Raw genomic sequence first — 19,545 nt, forward strand, 5'->3', positions numbered from 1 at the left:
CCTGGCCGCCGCGCAGCTCCGCGGCAGTCTGACGCAGTACCTCACGACGACGTACGCGCTGGCCGACGAGGACACGCGGCTCGCCGGGTTCCTCGTCGACGCCGGGCCGGTCAACTCCGCGACCCTGCTGGAGATCGGCCCCCGCGGCGCCTCCCGCGACCATGCGGACAACCCGACGACCGTCCAGGACGTGTTCGTCCGCATCGGCGGGGCGGGCCCGGGCAAGGCCACCACCAGCATGGTCGTCAACAGCCGGCACACCATCGTCGACCACACCTGGGTCTGGCGTGCCGACCACGGCGACGGCGTGGGCTGGGACACCAACCGTGCGGACTACGGCGTGGTCGTCAACGGGCACGACGTGCTGGCGACCGGGCTGTTCGTGGAGCACTTCAACAAGTACGACGTGCAGTGGTTCGGCGAGCGCGGGCGCACGATCTTCTACCAGAACGAGAAGGCGTACGACGCCCCGAACCAGGCCGCGATCCAGAACGGCCCGGTCAAGGGCTACGCCGCCTACCGGGTCGGGGACGGCGTGACCACCCACGAGGGCTGGGGCCTGGGCAGCTACTGCTACTACAACGTCGACCCGGGCATCGTGCAGCACCACGGCTTCGCCGCGCCGAACCGTCCCCGGGTGCGCTTCCACGACCTGCTCGTGGTCTCGCTCGGCGGCAACGGGCAGTACGAGCGCGTCATCAACGACACGGGATCGCCGACGTCGGGGACGTCCACGGTGCCGTCGACGGTGGTGTCGTACCCGTGACGGAACGGGTCCTGCCTTCCGGTCGGAGAGGGAGGCCGGTGGTGTCGTACCCGTGACGGAACCGGCCCCTCCCTTCCGGTCGGGAGGGAGGGGCCGGCCTGTCTACCGGGCCGGTGAGGCCACCGGAACCGGCGCGTAGCCCGTGGGCCGGGCGGTGAAGGTGCCGCGGCCCTGGGTGCGGCTGCGCAGCCGGGTCGCGTAGCCGAACAGTTCGGCCAGCGGCACGGTGGCGGTGACGACCGCCGCACCCGCACGGGCGGCCGAGCCGGTCACCCGGCCCCGCCGGGCGGCGAGATCGCCGAGCACACCGCCGACCGCGTCCTCGGGCACGGTGACCGTGACCTCGACGACCGGCTCCAGCAGGACCATCGCGCAGGCGCGCAGGGCCTCCCGGAGACCGAGCCGGCCGGCCGTGCGGAACGCCGTGTCCGAGGAGTCCTTCACATGGGTCGCCCCGTCGGTGAGCGTGACGCGCAGCCCGGTGACCGGGTGACCGCCGAGCGGCCCCTCGGCCAGGGCGTCCCGGCAGCCGGCCTCGACCGCCCGCACGTACTCCTGCGGCACCCGCCCGCCGACCACGGCCGAGCGGAACGCGAAACCTCCCTCCTCGTACGGCTCCACGTCGAGGACCACATGGGCGAACTGCCCTGCGCCGCCGTCCTGTTTGACGTGCCGGAACACCAGGCCGGACAAGCCCCGTCCGACGGTCTCGCGGTAACTGACCCGTGGGCGGCCGACGTTGACCTCCAGTCCCAGCTCACGCCGGAGCTTCTCCACCGCCACCTCCAGGTGCAGTTCGCCCATGCCGGACAGCACGGTCTGCCCGGTCTCCGGGTCGGTCCGTACGACCAGCGAGGGATCCTCGTCGGTCAGCCGCGCCAGCCCCGACGCGAGCCGGTCGGTGTCACCGGCCCGGCGGGACTCGACCGCGGCCGACACCACCGGCTCGGCCACACCGGGCGGTTCGAGGACGAGCGGCGTGTGCTGCGCGCACAGGGTCGAGCCGGCGCGGGCGGACTTCAGTCCGACCACGGCGACGATGTCCCCGGCGACCGCCCGGTCCAGCGGCGCGTGCCGGTCTGCCTGGACGCGCAGGATCCGCCCGATCCGCTCGGTGCGCCGCGCACTCGCGTCCCACAGGGTGTCTCCCTTCTCGATCGTGCCCGAGTAGACGCGCAGATAGGTCAGCCGTCCCGTCGAGGTGGCGTGCACCTTGAACGCGAGGGCGGCCACCGGTGCCGCGGGATCGGCGGCCCGCTCCTGCTCCTCACCCTCGTGCGTGCCCCTGACCGGCGGCACGTCCAGGGGCGACGGCAGATAGGCCACGACGGCGTCCAGCAGTGGCTCGACACCGCGGTTGCGGTACGCGGAGCCGCACAGCACGACCACGCCGTCACCGTCACGGGTCACCTGACGCAACGCCGAGACGAGGGTCCGCTCGCCGAGCGCGCCCGTGTCGCAGAACTCCTCCAGCGCGCCCGGGTGCAGTTCCGCCACGGCCTCCTCCAGCGACCGGCGGCGCGCCAGAGCCTCGCCCCGCAGGCCGTCGGGGACCGGCACGTCCTCGGCGGTGCCGTCATCGGCCCACAGCAGTGCGCGCATACGCACCAGGTCGACGACGCCGGTGAAGGTGTCCTCCGCTCCGATCGGCAGCTGCACCACCAGGGGTGCCGGGTGCAGCCGCTCCCGGACCGACGCCACGGCCGCGTCGAGGTCGGCCCCGGCACGGTCCATCTTGTTGACGAACGCGATCCGCGGCACGCCGTACCGGTCGGCCTGCCGCCACACCGACTCGCTCTGCGGCTCCACCCCGGCGACCGCGTCGAACACGGCCACCGCACCGTCGAGCACCCGCAGGGCACGCTCCACCTCGTCGGCGAAGTCGATGTGCCCCGGGGTGTCGATGAGGTTGATCCGGTGACCGTCCCAGGCGCAGCTGACCGCCGCGGCGAAGATGGTGATGCCCCGGTCGCGCTCCTGCGGGTCGAAGTCGGTGACGGTGGTGCCGTCGTGGACCTCACCGCGCTTGTGGGTGGTGCCGGTGGCGAACAGGATCCGTTCGGTGACGGTGGTCTTGCCGGCGTCGACGTGGGCGAGGATGCCGAGGTTGCGGCCGACGGAGAGCGGGTTGAAGTGGGTGCGCACGGCCCGGGGCCTTTCGGTGCGGTTCGGGAAAGGGGCAGCGCGATTACCGGTGCGAGACGGGCAGACGGCACCCGGACCTGACGCTTTCGTCAGTGGTCGTCGGGGGTCAGGCGTTCGTCCCGGGCGTCCGGTGCCGCCGCGCGGCGGGCACCGGAGCGACGCAGGACACGAGGATCACCTGGTAGCGCGGCAGGGAGACGGCGACAGCGGTGTGGTCACGCATGGCCGTCTCCCTTCGTCGTCGCATTGACGCCCGGCGCTCGGTAGTGGGCGGCGCCGGGTCCGTCCGTGAGTGTAGGGAGACCGGGGGGAAGGAGGCGAGGGATTATTCCGGCGGGGTCGGGGTGTCATGGGTGCGGTACATGGCCTGGACGTCGAGCTCCAGTTGGACCGTCGGGCCGACGACCGCGATGCCCCGGGCCAGCATGGAGCGCCAGTTCAGCGTGTAGTCCTCGCGGTGCAGCTCCGCCGTCGCCAGGGCCGCGCAGCGCAGCTCCTGGCCGTAGCCGCCGTTCACGGTGCCGAGGTACGTCGTGTCCAGGGCCACCGAGCGGCTGACGCCGTGCATCGTGAGGGAGCCCTGCAGCGTCCACTTGGTGCCGCCCCGGTAGGCGAAGCGGGCGCTCGTGAAGTCGATGTACGGGAAGCGCTCGACGTCGAGGAAGTCGGCGGATCGCAGGTGGTTGTCGCGGGTGGTGTTGCCGGTGGTGATGCTGGAGGCGTCGATCCGGACGTGCACGCGGGAGTCGGCCATGTCCGGGGCGACCCGGATGCCGCCCTCGAAGCGTTCGAAGCGGCCGTGCACATGGGCCATCCCGACGTGCTTGGCGATGAACCGGATCGCCGTGTGCGGCGGGTCGAAGAGCCAGGTTCCGGGCGTCGGCAACTGGAGCGCCTCGGCGGGCTGCAGCCAGACGCGCTCGGGGACCGTCGGGGCGCCCGGGCCCGTCTCGATCGTCTCGCGGTGCGGCCGCAGGCCTTGCGCCGAGATGAGCAGGCTGTACCGGCCGGGTGGCAGCGCCGCGAGGAAGTACCCGTACGGATCGGTGGTGCCGCGTGCGGCGACGCGGTGGGTGTCCAGGGCCGTGACGGTGACGTCCGCGGCCGCCAGGGGCGAGCCCATCGGGTCGACGACCTCGCGGGCCACGGAGCCCGCGCCGTCGGGAAGGGGGAGGGCGAGGCCCGCCGCTGCGGCGGAGGTGTTCTTGAGCCACCGGCGCCGGAGCAGTGCGAGGGCCATGGTGGTCACCTTTCTTCGGGTGTGCGGCCGTGCGGTCAGCGATCCAGCGCATGCCGACGGCCGCACCTTGCTGCGGTCACACCCCCTTGTCGATCTTGACGGGCCGGGTCCGCGTACGGGTGTCTCAATACGAGACAGTCACGAGCGTCCCCCGAAGAGATGCGCGTGCTCGGCGGCCCACCCGGCGAAGGTGCGCGCCGGCCGGCCCGTGACCTTCTCCACGGTGTCCGAGACCGTGCGGCCCACCTCGGGGGTGTTCCCGTACGCCATGAGCAGGAAGCCGATGACGTCCTCCGGCAGGCCCGCCGCCCGCCACCCCGCGAGAGCCTCCTCCTCGGTCAGCTCGATCAGGGTGATCTCCCGGCCGGCGGCCGCCGCGATCGTCTTCACCTTGTCGCCGACGGTGAGCACGTCCGGCCCGGTGATCACATACTCCTGGCCGCCGTGCCCTTCTTCCGTGAGCGCGACCGCGGCGACGGCCCCGATGTCGCCCTCGTGGACCATGGCGCTCAGCCGGTCGACGAACGGCTCCCGCACCTCGCCCGCGGCCACGATCCCGTCCACCCACTCCAGGGCGTTGGCCATGAACTCGACCGGCATCAGCACGGTCCAGTCCACGCCGTCGGCGGCACGCACCGCGTCCTCCAGCGGGGTGGGGCCCCCGCCGTGCAGCACGGTGACGTGACGGACACCGGCGGAGCGGGCCAGCTCCAGGATCCGGGGGCCGGTCTCCAACGGGCTGAAGGCGGCGCCCCCGAAGGTGATCAGGTGCAGGCCGGTGACGCCGTCCAGAGCCGGGGCCAGGCCGTCCGGCTCGGTCAGGTCGCCCTCGACGACCTCGACACCCGGCGGGAAGGAGGCCTTCCCCGCGTCACGGGTGAGGGCACGCACCTCGTGCCCCCGGTCGAGCAGTTCGGCGACGACCTGACGGCCGACGGTTCCGGTGGCGCCGGTGACGAGGATCTTCTGCGTCTGAGTCATGCCACGACCCTAGGAAGACTTGCGGTCACCTTCTGTCCGCGAGCCGGAGTCCGGCGGCCCCCCTTCGTACGCCGCGAGCAGTACGCCGCGAACCCCCTCCGCCGTCACCTCACGCGGGTTGGCGTACGGCTCGCCCGCGGTCCGGGCCGCCGCCGGGGTGAGGTCGGCCTCGGTGAGGCCGAGTTCGGCCAGGGAGCGCGGGGCGCCGAGGCGACCGGCCAGGTCCCACAGGGCGCGGGGCACGTCGTCGGTGCCGAGAGCGCGGCGCAGGACCGTCAACGCCTGCGGGGCGGCGGGGGCGTTGTGGGCGAGGGCGTGGGGCAGCACGAGGGTGTGGGTCTCGGCGTGGGGCAGGCCGTAGGTGCCGCCGAGGACGTGGCACAACTTGTGGTGCAGCCCCATGGTCGTCGCGCCGAGGCACGCGCCGCACAGCCATGCCGCGTACAGCGCCCGGCTGCGCGCGTCGAGGTCCGTCGGGTCGGTGGCCAGCCGCGGCAGCGCCCCGGCCATCGCCCGGACGCCCTCCTCGGCCATGACCGTCACCAGCGGTGAGACGTCCGGGGCGTACAGCGCCTCGACGGCGTGCGCGAGTGCGTTGATCCCGCTGGTCACGGTCAGTTGCACGGGCAGGGAGAGGGTGAGCCGGGGGTCGTAGACGACACTGCGGGGCTGGACGACCGGGTCGCGGCCGGTGCGTTTGACGCCCTGCTCGGTCAGGCCCCACACCGGGGTCATCTCGGAGCCGGAGTAGGTGGACGGTACGGCGATCAGCGGCAGTCCGGTGCGCAGGGCGATCGCCTTGCCGAGCCCGATCGCGGAGCCGCCGCCGACCGCGACGCAGCCGTCCGCCCCGGCCGCCCGGACGGCTGCGACGGCCCGGTCGGCGTCCTCGACGGGCACGTGCATCCGTGCCTCGGCGTGCAGACCGGCGCAGCTGTCGCCGAGCGCGTCCGCGACCGCCCGCGCCGCCCGCTCGCCCCGGCTGCCGGACACCACGAGCAGCCGCCCGAGACCCAGGCGCGCCGCCTCGCCCGGGGGCGCGGTGACGGCCGCGCCGGGCCGGAAGACCACCCGCTGGGGCCGGGTTTCGTAGCTGAACTCGTCCTGGAACGTCATGCGGTCCGCTCCAGCACGAGGTCGAAGCGGGCGTGGCGGAAGGGGTTCTCCACGCCGAACTCCCGGGCCAGGGCCGGGTCGTCGGTCTCCGCGAAGTCCTGGACGAGGCTCTGCTTCACGGCGAACACCGCGTCGGAGTCGAGGTAGTCGCCGCCGGCCACGAAGATGTGCGTGGTGACGGGTGTGTGGCCTTCGGCCGCGGCGATGAAGTGGATGTGCGCGGGGCGGTAGGGGTGCCGCCCGGTCGCGCGCAGCAGCTCGCCCACGGGACCGTCGGTGGGGATCGGATACGCCGCCGGGACGCAGGTGCGGAACCAGAAGCGGCCCCCGGTGTCGGCGGTGAACAGCCCGCGTCCGTTGCCCGCGGGCTGGACGCCGGGCTGCTGGACGTCGTAATAGCCCTGGTCGTCGGCCTGCCAGACGTCGACGACGGCGCCGGGCAGCGGGGTGCCGTCCGCGGACCGCACCCGGCCGCTGACGACGCACCTCTCACCGCCGCCCACCAGGTCGATGTCGTCGCCGAGCGCGCGCGGCGGCGACTCGGTCATGTGGAAGGGGCCCAGCACGGTCGATTCGGTGGTCCCTGCCGCACGGTCGCCGTTCAGGGTCTCCACCAGCATGGACAGGCCCAGCACGTCCGACAGCAGGATGAACTCCTGCCGAGTGTCGGTGCAGGCCCGGCCGGTCGCCGTCAGGAAGGCGATCGCCCGTTCCCACTCCTCCTGCGTGAGACGGGTCTCGCGCGCGAAGTCGTGCAGATGGCGGACGAGGCCGGTGAGCAGTTCACGCAGCCGCGGGTCGGCGGTCCCGCGCAGGCCGGCGAGGACCTGCTCGGTGACGCCGGCCCTGGTCGCTTCGGTGGTCATCCCGGCTCCTCGTCGTCGGCGTCCGCTTCTTCCATGATGGCGCGCTCACCCGTGCCCGAGCATGCGCCGCAGCGCGTCCGCGAGCAGTTTCCCGGCGTCCGGGGCGATGGACGCGTGACGGAAGGCGACGAAGCCGTCCGGGCGGACGAGGAGGGCGCCCGCGTCGGAGGTCTCGCGCAGGCGCGCCCAGTCGCCGTAGGGGTCCTCGTACTCCTGGCCGGGGCCGATCACCACGGTGGCGATCTCGATGTCCTGGGCAGAGGCCGCCCGCACCCAGTCCTCGCCGCCGATGCCGGTCAGCAGGGTGAAGCGGCCCCGGCCGACGGTGTCGAGGGTCGAGAGCGTGCGGGTGCCGCTCGTGATCCAGGCGTGCGGGAGCCGGGCGCCGGGCCGGGTGGACGGCTGGTGGTGCAACTCGGGGTCACGGCTGAAGCCGGGGTCGGGCGTGCCGTCCGGGACGATGGCGGCGGAGGCCTCCGCCGGATAGCGCTGGTTGAGGTCGACGCCGTGTGCGTTGAACTCGTAGACCTTGAAGGCGATCGCGTCGCGCAGCTTCTCCCGCTGTTTCTCGGCGGCCTCGGTGGCGTCCTTGCGGGCGGCGATGTTGGCCCGGAGCTGCTCGGGGGTCTGCGGGGAGAGCCCGTCGAGGGCCTCGAACACCGGGGCGGTCTCGCGGATGGACCGGTTGGCGCGGGTGACGACCTGCCGCCCGATGGGGGCGCGTTCGGCGGTGTAACTGTCGAGCAGCCGTGGGTGGGCGGTGCCGTCGAGGACCAGCTTGAGCTTCCAGGCGAGGTTGTGGGCGTCCTGGATCGAGGTGTTCGAGCCCAGACCGTTGGACGGCGGATGGCGGTGGACGGCGTCACCGGCGCAGAAGACCCGGCCGTTCGCGTATGTCTGCGCGTACATCTCGTTGACGGTCCACGCCGAGGACGACGTGATGGTCACGGGGATGTCGTCGTCGCCGACGAGCTTCCGGACGATCGACTCGGCGTACTCGGTCGTCAGGTCGGGGGCGCCGGCGCTCACGTCGTAGCCCCAGACGATCAGCCACTCGTTCCAGGGGCGCACGCAGCGCACCAGGCCCGCGCCGATGCCGCCGACCGTCGCGCCCGGGGCGAGGACCCAGTAGAGGGTGGAGGGGCGGTGGGCGGTGTACTTGCTCAGGTCCGCCTCGAAGACGATGTTGAGGCTGCCGGCCACGCCCATCTGGCCGTCCATCGGCAGCCCGGCGTCCGCGGCGACCTTCGACCGTCCGCCGTCGGCGCCGATCAGGTACTTGGCACGGATCTCGTACGTGTCCCCGCGCAGCCGGTCGCGGACGGTGGCGGTGACGCCGCCGTCGTTCTGGGTGTGGGAGAGGTACTCGTTCTCGAAGCGGAGCCGGGTGCCGCGAGCGACGGCCGCGTTCACGAGGACCGGCTCCATGAGGTGCTGCGGCATGTCGCACATGCGGGTGGGGCTGGCGAGTTCGTGCTCGGCCTGCACGAGCGGGTCGTTGCCCCAGGAGCGCACCCGGCCCAGTTCCTCGCCCGCCAGGCTGGTGCAGAAGGTCGTGTTGCCCATCAGGTGCTGCGGGGTGGCCTGCGCGACGACCTCGTGCTCGACGCCGAGGTCGCGCAGCACCTCCATGGTGCGCTGGTTGGTGATGTGTGCGCGGGGTGTGTCGGCGAGGCGCGCGTAGCGGGTCACCACGATGTTGGGGACGCCGTAGGTGCTCAGGGCAAGCGCGGCCGCGGCACCGGCCGGGCCGCTGCCCACGATCAGGACGTCGGTCTGGACGACGGTGGCCATGCGGCGCTCCTGCGAGAGGGGGTCGGGCGGCGGTTGCGTGACGTGCATGATCATGGGGCGCTCCGGCCGCGTGCGGGTGTCTCATTACGAGACACCGGATCCCGACGCAGGGCGGCGCCGGTTCCTCACGACGGGGAAGCGCGGAGCTTGCGAAGACGGCGCCGGTTCCTCAATGACGGGGCACCGCGGAGCTTGCGAAGACGGCGCCGGTTCCTCACGACGGGCCACCGCGGAGCCTGCCAAGACGGCACCGGTTCCTCAATGACGGGGCACCGCGGCGCCTGCCAAGACGGCACCCGGACCCGCAGTTGTTTCCTGTTCAACCGAACCCGCTACGGTGGGCCGTGCCGTGACCACCACAGACCCTTCCCCCACAGCCACCGCCCGGCCCTCGCTGCGCCTGGCCCGCGAGCGGTTCCTGTCGGGGCGTCCGCTGCCCCTGGGCGTACCGGAGGAGGTCGTCGCGGCGTGGCGGCGGGCGCGATTCTTCGGCGTGCCCCACGACTTGGCGGAGCCGGCGGCCGGCCCCCCGCTCACCGGGGAGCCGACGCTGCTCGGCGTCGCCCGGCCGGTGCTCGACCGGATCGTCCCGGCACTGGGCGAGGGCGGGGCGCTGCTCCTCCTGACCGACGAGCGACTGCGTGTGCTGTGGAAGGCGGGGAGCGCACCGGGGTTCGGCGCGTGCCCCGTCCTGTCGGAGCAGGAGGTCGGCAACAACAGCGCGGCACTCGCCGTGCGCACCCGCGGCCGGGCCGAGGTGCACGGTCCCGAGCACTTCCTCGACCGGTGGCAGGACGTGTCAGCGGTCAGCGTCCCGGTGCTCGGGCCGGAGAGCGGTCAGGTGCTGGGCACCCTGACCGTCGCGACCCCGCTGTCTGCCGCCGGGACCCCGCACCCGCAGGCGGCCTTCGCCGAGGCCACGGTCACGGCGATCGAGACGGAACTGCGGGCACGGGCCGGGTGGGACGAATCGGTGCTGCTGGACGCCTATGTGCGGGCGGCGCGGGGGCCGGACCGGGCCGTGACGGCACTCGACGGCCGCAACCGGCTGGTCAGTGAGGCAGCTCAGCGACTGGTGACGCCCGAAGTGCTCGGGGTGCTGGAGCGTACGGCGCTCCACGCGCGGGAATCAGATGTCACGGGCTACGCGGAGCTGCCGGAGGGAGCCGGGTGCACCGCACGCGTCACTCCGGTGCGTGTGGACGGCAGGACCATCGGGATCCTGGCCGCCCTGGACCCGCTCGACGATCCGGCTCCCAAGGCCTCGGCCTCGTCCCCGCCGGTCGCCCTGACCGGCTCCTCGGTCCCCTGGCGGCACACCGTCGGGCGGGCCGTGCAACTGGCCCGCTCCCGGGAGCCGCTGCTGCTCACCGGTGAGCGCGGTACCGGCAAGTCCGCGCTGGCGCGGGAGCTGTTCGGGCCGGGCCCCGTCCAGGTCGCCGACGCGGCGCGGGACACCGGCCTCGACCAGGCCCTGCCCGGGTGGCGCTCCGATCGCCCGCTCCTGCTCCGGCACGCCGAGCGCCTCGCGCAGCCCGGCGTGGCCGCGCTCAACTCCCTGCTCGACCAGCACCCGGACACCCGGCTGCTGATCACCTACACACCCGGCTCGCCCGTCGGCCCCTGCCTGCAGCGCCTGCTGGACAAACTGTCGGCCCGCTCGGTGACCCTGCCACCGCTCCGGGAACGCGCCCAGGACGTACGGGAACTCCTGCCGGCCCTCACCCCCCGCCCGGCACCCGGGCAGCCGCCGCTGACCTGGACCCTGGACGCCCTGCAGGCGCTGGAACGGTACCCGTGGCCCGGCAACGTCACCGAGCTGGCCCATGTAGTACGGGCCATCGCGGAGCACCGGCGGGTGTCCGGGCCGGTCCGCCGGGCGGAGCTGCCGGACGCCGTCCGGGAGGGACCGGCCGCTCGTCCGCTCAGCCCGATGGAACATGCCGAGCGGGCCGCGATCCTGGAGGCGCTGCGCCGCCACGGCGGCAACAAGGCGCGCGCGGCGACCGCGCTGGGGATCGGCCGGGCGACGCTGTACCGCAAGCTGCGGGGGTACCGGCGCTGATCCCGGGGATGGGGGCGTCGCACAACAGCTCGGGCGGGTCGAGAAGATCTCGACCCGCCCGAGCTGATCTGTGTCCGAGGGGGGACTTGAACCCCCACGCCCGATAAAGGGCACTAGCACCTCAAGCTAGCGCGTCTGCCATTCCGCCACCCGGACCAGGTGTCTGCCGCCGTGCCAGGGGTGCTCCCCGCGGCGACATGGACAACCATACCAAGCTTTCGGAGTGCCTTTCACCTGCGTTTCCGCGCGCCTGGCGGGGGTCCGGGACCTCGCGCTCCGATCCCTCTAGGGTCACACCATGAGTGACTGGATGGTTACGCAGAGCCCCGCGGCCGGGCGTCGCCCGCGTGCGCTGTCGCCGCTCAGGGAGCATCTGCGGGACACGTTCTGGTTCGCCCCCACCGCGGCGATGGCCGGCGTCTTCGTGGTCTGGCTGGGGGCCGAGGCGCTCGACACAGCCATCGTCGACGCGCTCCGGCAGGACCGTGACTACGACACGCTCGGCGAGCTGCTGCGGTTCGCGGAGGACGCGAAAGCGGTGGTGAGCGCGGTCGGCTCCGCGATGATGACCTTCATCGGTGTGGTCTTCAGCATCTCGCTGGTGGCCGTGCAGATGGCGAGCGGGCAGTTCACCCCGCGCGTGGTGCGGCTCTTCGTGCGGAGCCGGATCACCAAGGCGACCTTCGCGGTGTTCCTGTCGACCTTCGTGCTGTCCCTGCTGGTCCTGACGAGCTTCGACACCGTCGACGATCCCCGGGCCGTCACGACGGTGCCTCTGGTGCAGTCGGTCCTCACCCTCTGCATGGTCGCCCTGAGCCTGCTGCTCTTCGTGCTCTACGTGAACGCCACTCTGCGGCTGATGCGGATCAGCCATGTGATCGCGCGGATCGCCTCGGAGTCGTTCCGGGTGGTCGCCTCGATGCCCGTGCCGGTGAGCGGGCAGGAAGCCGCGGTCCTCGGCGCGGAGACCGCGTGGGTGCCGCACGAAGGCCGGGCCGGGGTGCTGCGGGACGTGCACATCGCGCGCTTGGTGCGGGTGGCGCGCAAGCATGGGGTCGTGCTGCGGCTGATTCCTCGGATCGGGGATTTCGTGGTGCCCGGCATGCCCGTGCTGGCGGTGCACGGCGGGCCGGTACCGCCGCGCCGGGCGCTGCGCCACGCGATCTCGGTGGGGGTGGAGCGGACCTACCACCAGGATCTCGGTTTCGGGCTGCGGCAGTTGTCCGACATCGCGCTGCGCGGCCTGTCCCCCGCGGTCAACGATCCGACGACCGCCGTCCAGGCGCTGGACCGCATCGTCCAGTTCCTGGCCGCGCTGAGCCGGCGCCCGCTGGACGCCGCCCTGCACCGGGACCGGGCCGGTGCGGTGCGGCTGGTGCAGCCCGTGCCCGGCTGGACCGAGCTGGTGGATCTCGGGTTCACCGAGACACGGGGGTGCGCCATCGGCAGCCCACAGGTCTCCCGGCGCATGCTGGCAGGCCTCGACGACCTGCTCCTGCTCGCGCCGCCGGAGCGCCGCGAGCCGCTGCTGCGCCATCGCGAACTGCTCCGGCAGGCCGTCGATCTCGCGGCGGCGACCGCGCCGGACCGGGACTTCGCCCTGCGCCCGGACCGGCAGGGCATCGGCTGAGCGACGTCTCGAAGTGACGGGCCGCGCCGCGTCGGACCGCACCCGTGTGGCGGCCTCCCGCCGGCCGTCGGACCGCTTCCAGCGTCCGACGCCGGCCCCCCTCATCGCGAACCCCGCGGGGAACCGGCGTCGGACGCGCCCCCCCTACGTCAGGGCAGCAGCTGGTACTCCGGGAAGTTCCCCGGCAGCCGCTCCCCCTCCGGTCCCCGCGTCACCGCCCGCACGAGCAGGTCACCGCCGACGAACGCGCCGCGCCAGGACGCGCCGAGCCCTCCGAACAGCTCGTCGCGATCGCCCCGGGAGCGCGGCGTGCCGTGGCCGACCTTGAACGCGCGGATGTGCGGGGCGAGCCGCTCGTACGTCGCCCGGTCGTCCGTGGACAGCGTGGCGACCAGCGCGCCGTTGGAGGCGTTCATCGCGGCCAGCAGCTCCGCCTCCGTGTCGACCAGGACGATCGTGTCGACCGGGCCGAACGGCTCCGCGTGGTGCAGCGGGGAGGACGAGGGCGGGTTGAGGAGCGTGACCGGCTGGACGTAGGCGGAGGTGTCCTGCCCGGGCAGGAAGCGGGCGTCGTCGGGTGTGGCGCGGTGCAGCGGTACGGCGCCGCGTTCGATCGCCACGGCGACCTGATCCTGCAGCTCCTTCGCCTTGGCCGCGTTGATCACCGGCCCGAAGTCCAGCTCCGGGTACGGGTCGTCAGGCTGCTCCACGGCGAGCGGATGCCCGACCTCGAGCGTGCGCACCGCCGGGAGGTACGCCGCCAGGAACGCGTCGAACAGGTGCCGCTGGACGACGAAGCGCGGGTACGCCGTGCAGCGCTGCTTGCCGTAGTCGAAGAGCTTGGGGATCACCGCGGTGAAGGCGTCCCAGTCCGAGAAGTTCCAGATGCCCCAGGTGTTGAGTCCCTCCTGTTCGAGTACGTGCCGTTTGCCGAGGTCGGCTACGGCTGTGGCCACGGCGGCGCCGGTGTCGCGGCCGCCGACGAAGGAGACGCAGCCGATCTCGGGCGCCCGCACCAACGCCTGGGACAACTCGCCCCCGCTGCCGCTGACGAGGGTCACCGGAACTCCCTCGCGGGCGGCGAGGGCACAGGCCAGGGTCAGACAGGCGACACCGCCGTCGGTCGGGGTCTTGGCGATGACCGCGTTGCCTGCCAGTGATTGGACCAGCAATGCGTGAACGAGCACGCTCATCGGGTAGTTCCAGCTGGCGATGTTGGATACCGGGCCCTCCAGCGGGGACCGGCCGACGAGCATCGGTTCGACGCCGTCGACGTACCAGCGGACCCCGTCGATGGCCCGGTCGACGTCCGCCTGGGCGAGCCGCCAGGGCTTGCCGATCTCCCAGACGAGCAGGAGCGCGAGCAGCGTGCGGTGTTCGGTGAGGGCGTCGAGGGTGGCCGCGACCCGGGCCCGGCGCTCCTCCAGGGGGAGGTGCCGCCAGGCGCGGTGCTGGTCGAGCGCGGCGCACACGGCCCGGTGTGCGGTGGTCCCGTCCAGACGTGGCGGGCCTGCGATAGGGCTGCCGTCGACCGGGCTGACGGCGGGCAGAACCCGTCCGTCCTCCTGCCAGGCGCCGTTCCAGAGGTTGAGGACCCGGTCGTCGCGGAAGGCCTCGGGTGCGACGGCGAGACAGCGCCGCCACGCGTCGGGCCAGGACGTGCCGGTCTTGAGGGTGAGGGTGGGTGCCATGGGGTAGCTCCGCTCTCGGTGCACAGTCGGGGGCGGGGAGGGGCGTTGTTGATGGCCCACTGACGGGCCGTCCAGCGCGTGGCGCAAGCACACGGTGGCGGCCCGGCTGACGGGCCGTTCTACGCATCGCGCAAACACACGGTGGCGGCCCGGCTAGCGCCCTTCGAGTCGGGTGAGGACCAGCCTCGCCGTCTCGGTCGGTGTGCTGCCCACACTCACCCCGACCGCCTCCAGGGCCTCCTTCTTCGCGGCGGCCGTGCCGGAGGAGCCGGACACGATGGCGCCCGCGTGCCCCATGGTCTTGCCCTCGGGTGCGGTGAATCCGGCGATGTAGCCGACGACGGGTTTGGTGACGTGCTCACGGATGTAGGCCGCCGCACGTTCCTCCGCGTCACCGCCGATCTCGCCGATGAGGACGATCAGTTCGGTGTCGGGGTCGTCCTGGAAGGCGGCGAGGCAGTCGATGTGCGTGGTGCCGACGACGGGGTCGCCGCCGATGCCGACGCAGGTGGAGAAGCCGATGTCGCGCAGCTCGTACATGAGCTGGTAGGTCAGCGTGCCCGACTTCGAGACCAGGCCGATGCGGCCCGGCTTGGTGATGTCGGCCGGGATGATGCCCGCGTTGGACTGGCCGGGGGTGATGAGGCCCGGGCAGTTGGGGCCGACGATGCGGGTGCCCTTGTCGCCGGCGTACGCGGTGAAGGCGACGGAGTCGTGGACGGGGATGCCCTCGGTGATGACGACGGCGAGGCCGATGCCGGCGTCGGCGGCTTCGACGACGGCCGCTTTGGCGAAGGCGGGCGGGACGAAGACGACGGTGACGTCGGCCCCGGTGGCGCGCATGCCGTCGGCGACGGAGCCGAAGACCGGCACGGCACGGTCGTCGAAGTCGACGGTGCGGCCGGCCTTGCGCGGGTTGACGCCACCGACGACGTTCGTCCCGGCCGCGAGCATGCGCCGGGTGTGCTTCATGCCTTCGCCACCGGTCATGCCCTGGACGAGGACCTTGCTCTCCTTGGTGAGGTAGATGGCCATGACGTTCCCTCTCCTCAGGCCGTGGTGGCGAGTTCGGCGGCACGGGCGGCGGCGCCGTCCATGGTGGTGACCTGCTGGACCAGCGGATGCGCGTGCTCGTCGAGGATGGCCCGGCCCCTTGCCGCGTTGTTGCCGTCCAGGCGGACGACCAGCGGCTTGGTCAACCGCACGGATTCCAGGGCCTGCACGATGCCGTCGGCGACCGCGTCGCAGGCGGTGATCCCGCCGAAGACGTTGACGAAGACGGATTTCACGGCCGGGTCGGAGAGGATGACCGACAAGCCGTCCGCCATGATCCGGGCACTCGCTCCACCGCCGATGTCGAGGAAGTTGGCGGGTCGCGCGCCACATCCCGCGACCACGTCCAGGGTCGACATGACGAGGCCGGCGCCGTTGCCGATGATGCCGACCTCGCCGTCCAGCTTGACGTAGTTGAGGCCCTTCGCGGCGGCGGCCGCCTCCAGCGCGTCGTCGTGCTCCGCCTCGTCCGCGCCCCAGCGCGCCTGCCGGAAGCGGGCGTTGTCGTCAAGGGTGACCTTGCCGTCAAGGGCCAGGATCCGGCCCTCCTTCGTGCGGACGAGCGGGTTGACCTCGACGAGGAGGGCGTCCTCGCGGACCAGGACCTCCCACAGGCGTACCAGGACGTCCACGGTCTGCTGCGGCAGCCCGGCCGCCGCGGCGATCTCGCCCGCCTTCGCGGTGGTGACTCCCTCGGCAGGGTCGACGGGGACACGGGCCACGGCCTCGGGACGGGTGGCGGCGACCTCCTCGATCTCCATGCCGCCCTCCGCGGAGGCGATCGCGAGGAAGCGGCCCGCAGCTCGGTCGAGCACGTAGGACACGTAGAACTCGGTGTCGATGTCCACCGGTTGGGCCAGCATGACCTTGCCGACCGTGTGTCCCTTGATGTCCATGCCGAGGATCTGGCGTGCGGTCAGCTCGGCGGCGGCCGGGTCGGCGGCGAGCTTCACACCGCCTGCCTTGCCGCGTCCACCGGTCTTCACCTGGGCTTTCACCACGACCCGGCCGCCGAGCCGGCGTGCGATCTCGCGTGCCTTCTTGGGCGAGTCGGTCACCTCGGCCCTCGGTACCAAGATGCCGTGTTCTTCGAAGAGTTCTCTTGCCTGGTGTTCGTACAGGTCCATTTCGGCTCCTGACTGAAAATGCCGCACGCCCCCTGGACACCACCCACCGGATGCGGGATAACAAGCTTCATACAGTATTCGTCGACTGTATGCAATGTACTGCGAGCCGCTCCAAACCCCTACGAAGGGACAGGACTTCGCCATGCCCGACGACACCCAGGACTTGATTTCCGGTGGTCATCTCGTAGCCAAGGCGCTGAAGGCCGAGGGGGTCGACCGCATCTACACGCTGTGCGGCGGCCACATCATCGACATCTACGACGGCTGCGTCGACGAGGGCATCGAGGTCGTCGACGTACGCCACGAGCAGGTCGCCGCCCACGCCGCCGACGGTTACGCCCGCATCACCGGCAAGCCCGGCTGCGCGGTGGTCACCGCGGGACCCGGGACGACCGACGCCGTCACCGGTGTCGCCAACGCCTTCCGCGCGGAGTCCCCCATGCTGCTGATTGGCGGTCAGGGGGCCCTCACCCAGCACAAGATGGGGTCCCTGCAGGACCTGCCGCACGTCGACATGATGAACCCCATCACCAAGTTCTCGGCGACCGTGCCGGACACGGCCCGCGCCGCGGACATGGTGTCCATGGCGTTCCGCGAGTGCTTCCACGGCGCACCCGGGCCCTCCTTCCTGGAGATTCCGCGCGACGTGCTCGACGCCAAGGTCCCGGCCGCCAAGGCGCGCGTGCCGCACGAAGGCGCCTACCGCGCCTCGACCCGCTCGGCCGGCGACCCCGAGGCCATCGAGAAGCTCGCCGACCTGCTGGTGCACGCCGAGAAGCCGGCCGTCCTGCTCGGCAGCCAGGTCTGGACGACCCGGGGTACCGAAGCGGCCATCGAGCTCGTCAGGACCCTCAACATCCCCGCCTACATGAACGGCGCGGGACGCGGCACCCTCCCGCCCGGCGACCCGCACCACTTCCAGCTCTCGCGCCGGTACGCCTTCTCCAACGCCGACGTCATCGTCATCGTCGGCACGCCCTTCGACTTCCGCATGGGCTACGGCAAGCGGCTGTCCCCGGACGCGACCGTCGTGCAGATCGACCTCGACTACCGCACCGTCGGCAAGAACCGCGACATCGACCTCGGCATCGTGGGCGACGCCGGGCTGGTGCTGAAGTCGGTGACCGAGGCGGCTTCCGGGCGCATCAACGGCGGCGCGTCCAAGCGCAAGGAGTGGCTGGACGAGCTGCGGGCGGCCGAGCAGACCGCTCTGGAGAAGCGGCTGCCGAACCTGAAGTCCGACGCCTCACCCATCCACCCCTACCGCCTGGTCAGCGAGATCAACGACTTCCTCACCGAGGACTCGATCTACATCGGCGACGGCGGCGACATCGTCACCTTCTCCGGGCAGGTCGTGCAGCCCAAGTCGCCCGGGCACTGGATGGACCCCGGTCCCCTCGGCACGCTCGGCGTCGGCGTCCCCTTCGTGCTCGCGGCCAAGCAGGCGCGGCCCGACAAGGAGGTCGTGGCGCTCTTCGGCGACGGCGCGTTCTCCCTCACCGGCTGGGACTTCGAGACGCTCGTCCGCTACAACCTCCCGTTCGTCGGCATCGTCGGCAACAACTCCTCCATGAACCAGATCCGCTACGGCCAGGCCGCCAAGTACGGCAAGGACCGCGAGCGGATCGGCAACACCCTGGGCGACGTCCGCTACGACGAGTTCGCCCGCATGCTCGGAGGTCACGGCGAGGAGGTCCGCGACCCCGCCGACATCGGCCCGGCGCTGCAACGCGCCCGCGAGTCCGGCAAGCCGTCGCTCATCAACGTCTGGGTCGACCCCGACGCGTACGCCCCCGGAACCATGAACCAGACCATGTACAAGTGAGGTGCCCCCGATGACAGGAACCAAGGCCCTCGAAGGCATCCGCGTCCTGGACATGACCCACGTCCAGTCCGGGCCGTCGGCGACCCAGCTGCTCGCCTGGCTCGGCGCGGACGTCGTCAAACTGGAGGCGCCGACCGGCGACATCACGCGCAAGCAGCTGCGTGACCTGCCGGACGTCGACTCCCTCTACTTCACGATGCTCAACTGCAACAAGCGGAGCATCACCCTCAACACCAAGACCGAGCGCGGCAAGGAGATCCTCACCGAGCTGATCCGGCGCTCCGACGTCATGGTCGAGAACTTCGGCCCGGGCGCGGTGGACCGGATGGGCTTCACCTGGGACCGCATCCAGGAGATCAATCCACGGATCGTCTATGCCTCCATCAAGGGGTTCGGCGAGGGCCCGTACACCAACTTCAAGGCGTACGAGGTCGTCGCGCAGGCCATGGGCGGGTCGATGTCGACCACCGGTTTCGAGGACGGACCGCCGCTGGCGACGGGGGCCCAGATCGGGGACTCGGGGACGGGTGTGCACGCCGTGGCGGGGATTCTCGCGGCGCTGTACCAGCGGGAGAACACCGGGCGCGGACAGCGGGTCAACGTGGCCATGCAGCATGCCGTCCTCAACCTCTGCCGGGTGAAGCTGAGGGATCAGCAGCGGCTGGCACATGGCCCGCTCCGTGAATATCCCAACGACGACTTCGGCGACGAGGTTCCCAGGTCCGGGAACGCGTCCGGCGGCGGTCAGCCCGGCTGGGCGGTCAAATGCGCACCGGGCGGCCCGAACGACTACGTGTACGTGATCGTGCAGCCCGTCGGCTGGCAGCCGATCAGCGAGCTCATCGGCCGGCCCGAGCTGGCCGACGACCCCGAGTGGGCGACGCCCGAGGCGCGGCTGCCCAAGCTCGGCAAGATGTTCCAGCTGATCGAGGAGTGGTCCTCGACGCTGCCCAAGTGGGAGGTGCTGGAGCGGCTCAACGCGCACAACATACCGTGCGGGCCGATCCTGTCCACCCGGGAGATCATCGAGGACCGTTCGCTGGTCGCCAACGAGATGGTCGTCACCGTCCCGCACCCCGAGCGCGGCGACTTCGTGACCGTCGGCAGCCCGCTCAAGCTGTCCGACTCTCCCGTGCACGTGACCAGTTCACCCCTGCTCGGCGAGCACAACGAAGAGGTCTACGTCGGCGAACTCGGTCTCGGCGACGAGGAAGTGCGCCTGCTCAAGTCGAACGGAGTGATCTGA

13 protein-coding genes, 1 tRNA gene and 1 pseudogene are annotated in these 19,545 nt (G+C 71.9%); 5 read left to right on the forward strand and 10 right to left on the reverse strand.

The window, feature by feature from the left end; all coding sequences use genetic code 11:
* Positions 1-61: 61 nt before the first annotated feature.
* Positions 62-766, forward strand: a pseudogene (locus ABTX60_RS10765) (pectate lyase-like domain-containing protein); the annotation flags it as partial.
* Positions 767-868: 102 nt separating this feature from the next.
* Here ABTX60_RS10765 and fusA read toward each other — a convergent pair.
* The 6 genes from fusA to ABTX60_RS10795 form a co-directional block, all read right to left on the reverse strand.
* Complete coding sequence (gene fusA / locus ABTX60_RS10770; protein WP_352096731.1) at positions 869-2,911, reverse strand: elongation factor G; 2,043 nt, start codon at positions 2,909-2,911, stop codon at positions 869-871.
* Positions 2,912-3,236: 325 nt separating this feature from the next.
* Positions 3,237-4,151: a YceI family protein gene (locus tag ABTX60_RS10775; protein ID WP_352096732.1), complete on the reverse strand. Its 915-nt coding sequence runs from the start codon at positions 4,149-4,151 to the stop codon at positions 3,237-3,239.
* Positions 4,152-4,289: 138 nt separating this feature from the next.
* On the reverse strand, positions 4,290-5,132 hold the full coding sequence (locus tag ABTX60_RS10780; RefSeq protein ID WP_352096733.1) for an NmrA family NAD(P)-binding protein: 843 nt from the start codon (positions 5,130-5,132) through the stop codon (positions 4,290-4,292).
* A 9-nt stretch (positions 5,133-5,141) separates the two neighbouring features.
* Positions 5,142-6,248 (reverse strand): maleylacetate reductase, encoded by a 1,107-nt coding sequence (locus ABTX60_RS10785; RefSeq protein WP_352096734.1) that lies wholly within the window; start codon positions 6,246-6,248, stop codon positions 5,142-5,144.
* Positions 6,245-7,114 (reverse strand): intradiol ring-cleavage dioxygenase, encoded by an 870-nt coding sequence (locus tag ABTX60_RS10790; RefSeq protein WP_352096735.1) that lies wholly within the window; start codon positions 7,112-7,114, stop codon positions 6,245-6,247. The genes ABTX60_RS10785 and ABTX60_RS10790 overlap by 4 nt, the downstream gene beginning before the upstream one ends.
* Before the next feature lie 45 nt (positions 7,115-7,159).
* On the reverse strand, positions 7,160-8,908 hold the full coding sequence (locus ABTX60_RS10795) for an FAD-dependent oxidoreductase (protein ID WP_352096791.1): 1,749 nt from the start codon (positions 8,906-8,908) through the stop codon (positions 7,160-7,162).
* A gap of 349 nt (positions 8,909-9,257) precedes the next feature.
* On the opposite strand from ABTX60_RS10795, the gene ABTX60_RS10800 reads away from it, so the two are divergent.
* Positions 9,258-10,973, forward strand: a complete 1,716-nt coding sequence (locus tag ABTX60_RS10800; RefSeq protein ID WP_352096736.1) for a sigma-54-dependent Fis family transcriptional regulator — start codon at positions 9,258-9,260, stop codon at positions 10,971-10,973.
* Positions 10,974-11,044: 71 nt separating this feature from the next.
* Here the strand turns inward: ABTX60_RS10800 and ABTX60_RS10805 are convergent.
* Positions 11,045-11,129, reverse strand: a tRNA-Leu gene (locus tag ABTX60_RS10805).
* Between the two features lie 142 nt (positions 11,130-11,271).
* On the opposite strand from ABTX60_RS10805, the gene ABTX60_RS10810 reads away from it, so the two are divergent.
* Positions 11,272-12,603, forward strand: a complete 1,332-nt coding sequence (locus ABTX60_RS10810) for a DUF2254 domain-containing protein (protein ID WP_352096737.1) — start codon at positions 11,272-11,274, stop codon at positions 12,601-12,603.
* A gap of 149 nt (positions 12,604-12,752) precedes the next feature.
* On the opposite strand, the gene ABTX60_RS10815 is transcribed toward ABTX60_RS10810, so the two are convergent.
* The 3 genes from ABTX60_RS10815 to sucC form a co-directional block, all read right to left on the reverse strand.
* Positions 12,753-14,294 carry an aldehyde dehydrogenase family protein gene (locus ABTX60_RS10815; RefSeq protein ID WP_352096738.1) on the reverse strand — a complete coding sequence of 514 codons (1,542 nt, stop codon included), beginning with the start codon at positions 14,292-14,294 and terminating at the stop codon, positions 12,753-12,755.
* A 153-nt stretch (positions 14,295-14,447) separates the two neighbouring features.
* Complete coding sequence (gene sucD, locus ABTX60_RS10820) at positions 14,448-15,329, reverse strand: succinate--CoA ligase subunit alpha (RefSeq protein ID WP_352096739.1); 882 nt, start codon at positions 15,327-15,329, stop codon at positions 14,448-14,450.
* A gap of 14 nt (positions 15,330-15,343) precedes the next feature.
* On the reverse strand, positions 15,344-16,474 hold the full coding sequence (gene sucC / locus ABTX60_RS10825) for an ADP-forming succinate--CoA ligase subunit beta (protein WP_352096740.1): 1,131 nt from the start codon (positions 16,472-16,474) through the stop codon (positions 15,344-15,346).
* Between the two features lie 142 nt (positions 16,475-16,616).
* Between sucC and ABTX60_RS10830 the strand changes: the two genes are divergently transcribed.
* On the forward strand, positions 16,617-18,299 hold the full coding sequence (locus ABTX60_RS10830; RefSeq protein ID WP_352096741.1) for a thiamine pyrophosphate-binding protein: 1,683 nt from the start codon (positions 16,617-16,619) through the stop codon (positions 18,297-18,299).
* Between the two features lie 10 nt (positions 18,300-18,309).
* Positions 18,310-19,545, forward strand: coding sequence for a formyl-CoA transferase (frc, locus tag ABTX60_RS10835; RefSeq protein ID WP_352096742.1), 1,236 nt, complete (start codon positions 18,310-18,312; stop codon positions 19,543-19,545).

It is taken from the genome of Streptomyces sp. NPDC126510, from assembly GCF_040302345.1.
Taxonomy (GTDB): domain Bacteria; phylum Actinomycetota; class Actinomycetes; order Streptomycetales; family Streptomycetaceae; genus Streptomyces.

Bases quoted from the DNA above. Each gene is read 5' to 3' on its own strand.
- ABTX60_RS10775 (WP_352096732.1), bottom strand. From the start codon at position 4,151: ATGGCCCTCGCACTGCTCCGGCGCCGGTGGCTCAAGAACACCTCCGCC.
- ABTX60_RS10780 (WP_352096733.1), bottom strand. From the start codon at position 5,132: ATGACTCAGACGCAGAAGATCCTCGTCACCGGCGCCACCGGAACCGTC.
- ABTX60_RS10785 (WP_352096734.1), bottom strand. From the start codon at position 6,248: ATGACGTTCCAGGACGAGTTCAGCTACGAAACCCGGCCCCAGCGGGTG.
- ABTX60_RS10790 (WP_352096735.1), bottom strand. From the start codon at position 7,114: ATGACCACCGAAGCGACCAGGGCCGGCGTCACCGAGCAGGTCCTCGCC.
- ABTX60_RS10795 (WP_352096791.1), bottom strand. From the start codon at position 8,908: ATGGCCACCGTCGTCCAGACCGACGTCCTGATCGTGGGCAGCGGCCCG.
- ABTX60_RS10810 (WP_352096737.1), top strand. From the start codon at position 11,272: ATGAGTGACTGGATGGTTACGCAGAGCCCCGCGGCCGGGCGTCGCCCG.
- ABTX60_RS10815 (WP_352096738.1), bottom strand. From the start codon at position 14,294: ATGGCACCCACCCTCACCCTCAAGACCGGCACGTCCTGGCCCGACGCG.
- sucD (WP_352096739.1), bottom strand. From the start codon at position 15,329: ATGGCCATCTACCTCACCAAGGAGAGCAAGGTCCTCGTCCAGGGCATG.
- sucC (WP_352096740.1), bottom strand. From the start codon at position 16,474: ATGGACCTGTACGAACACCAGGCAAGAGAACTCTTCGAAGAACACGGC.
- ABTX60_RS10830 (WP_352096741.1), top strand. From the start codon at position 16,617: ATGCCCGACGACACCCAGGACTTGATTTCCGGTGGTCATCTCGTAGCC.
- frc (WP_352096742.1), top strand. From the start codon at position 18,310: ATGACAGGAACCAAGGCCCTCGAAGGCATCCGCGTCCTGGACATGACC.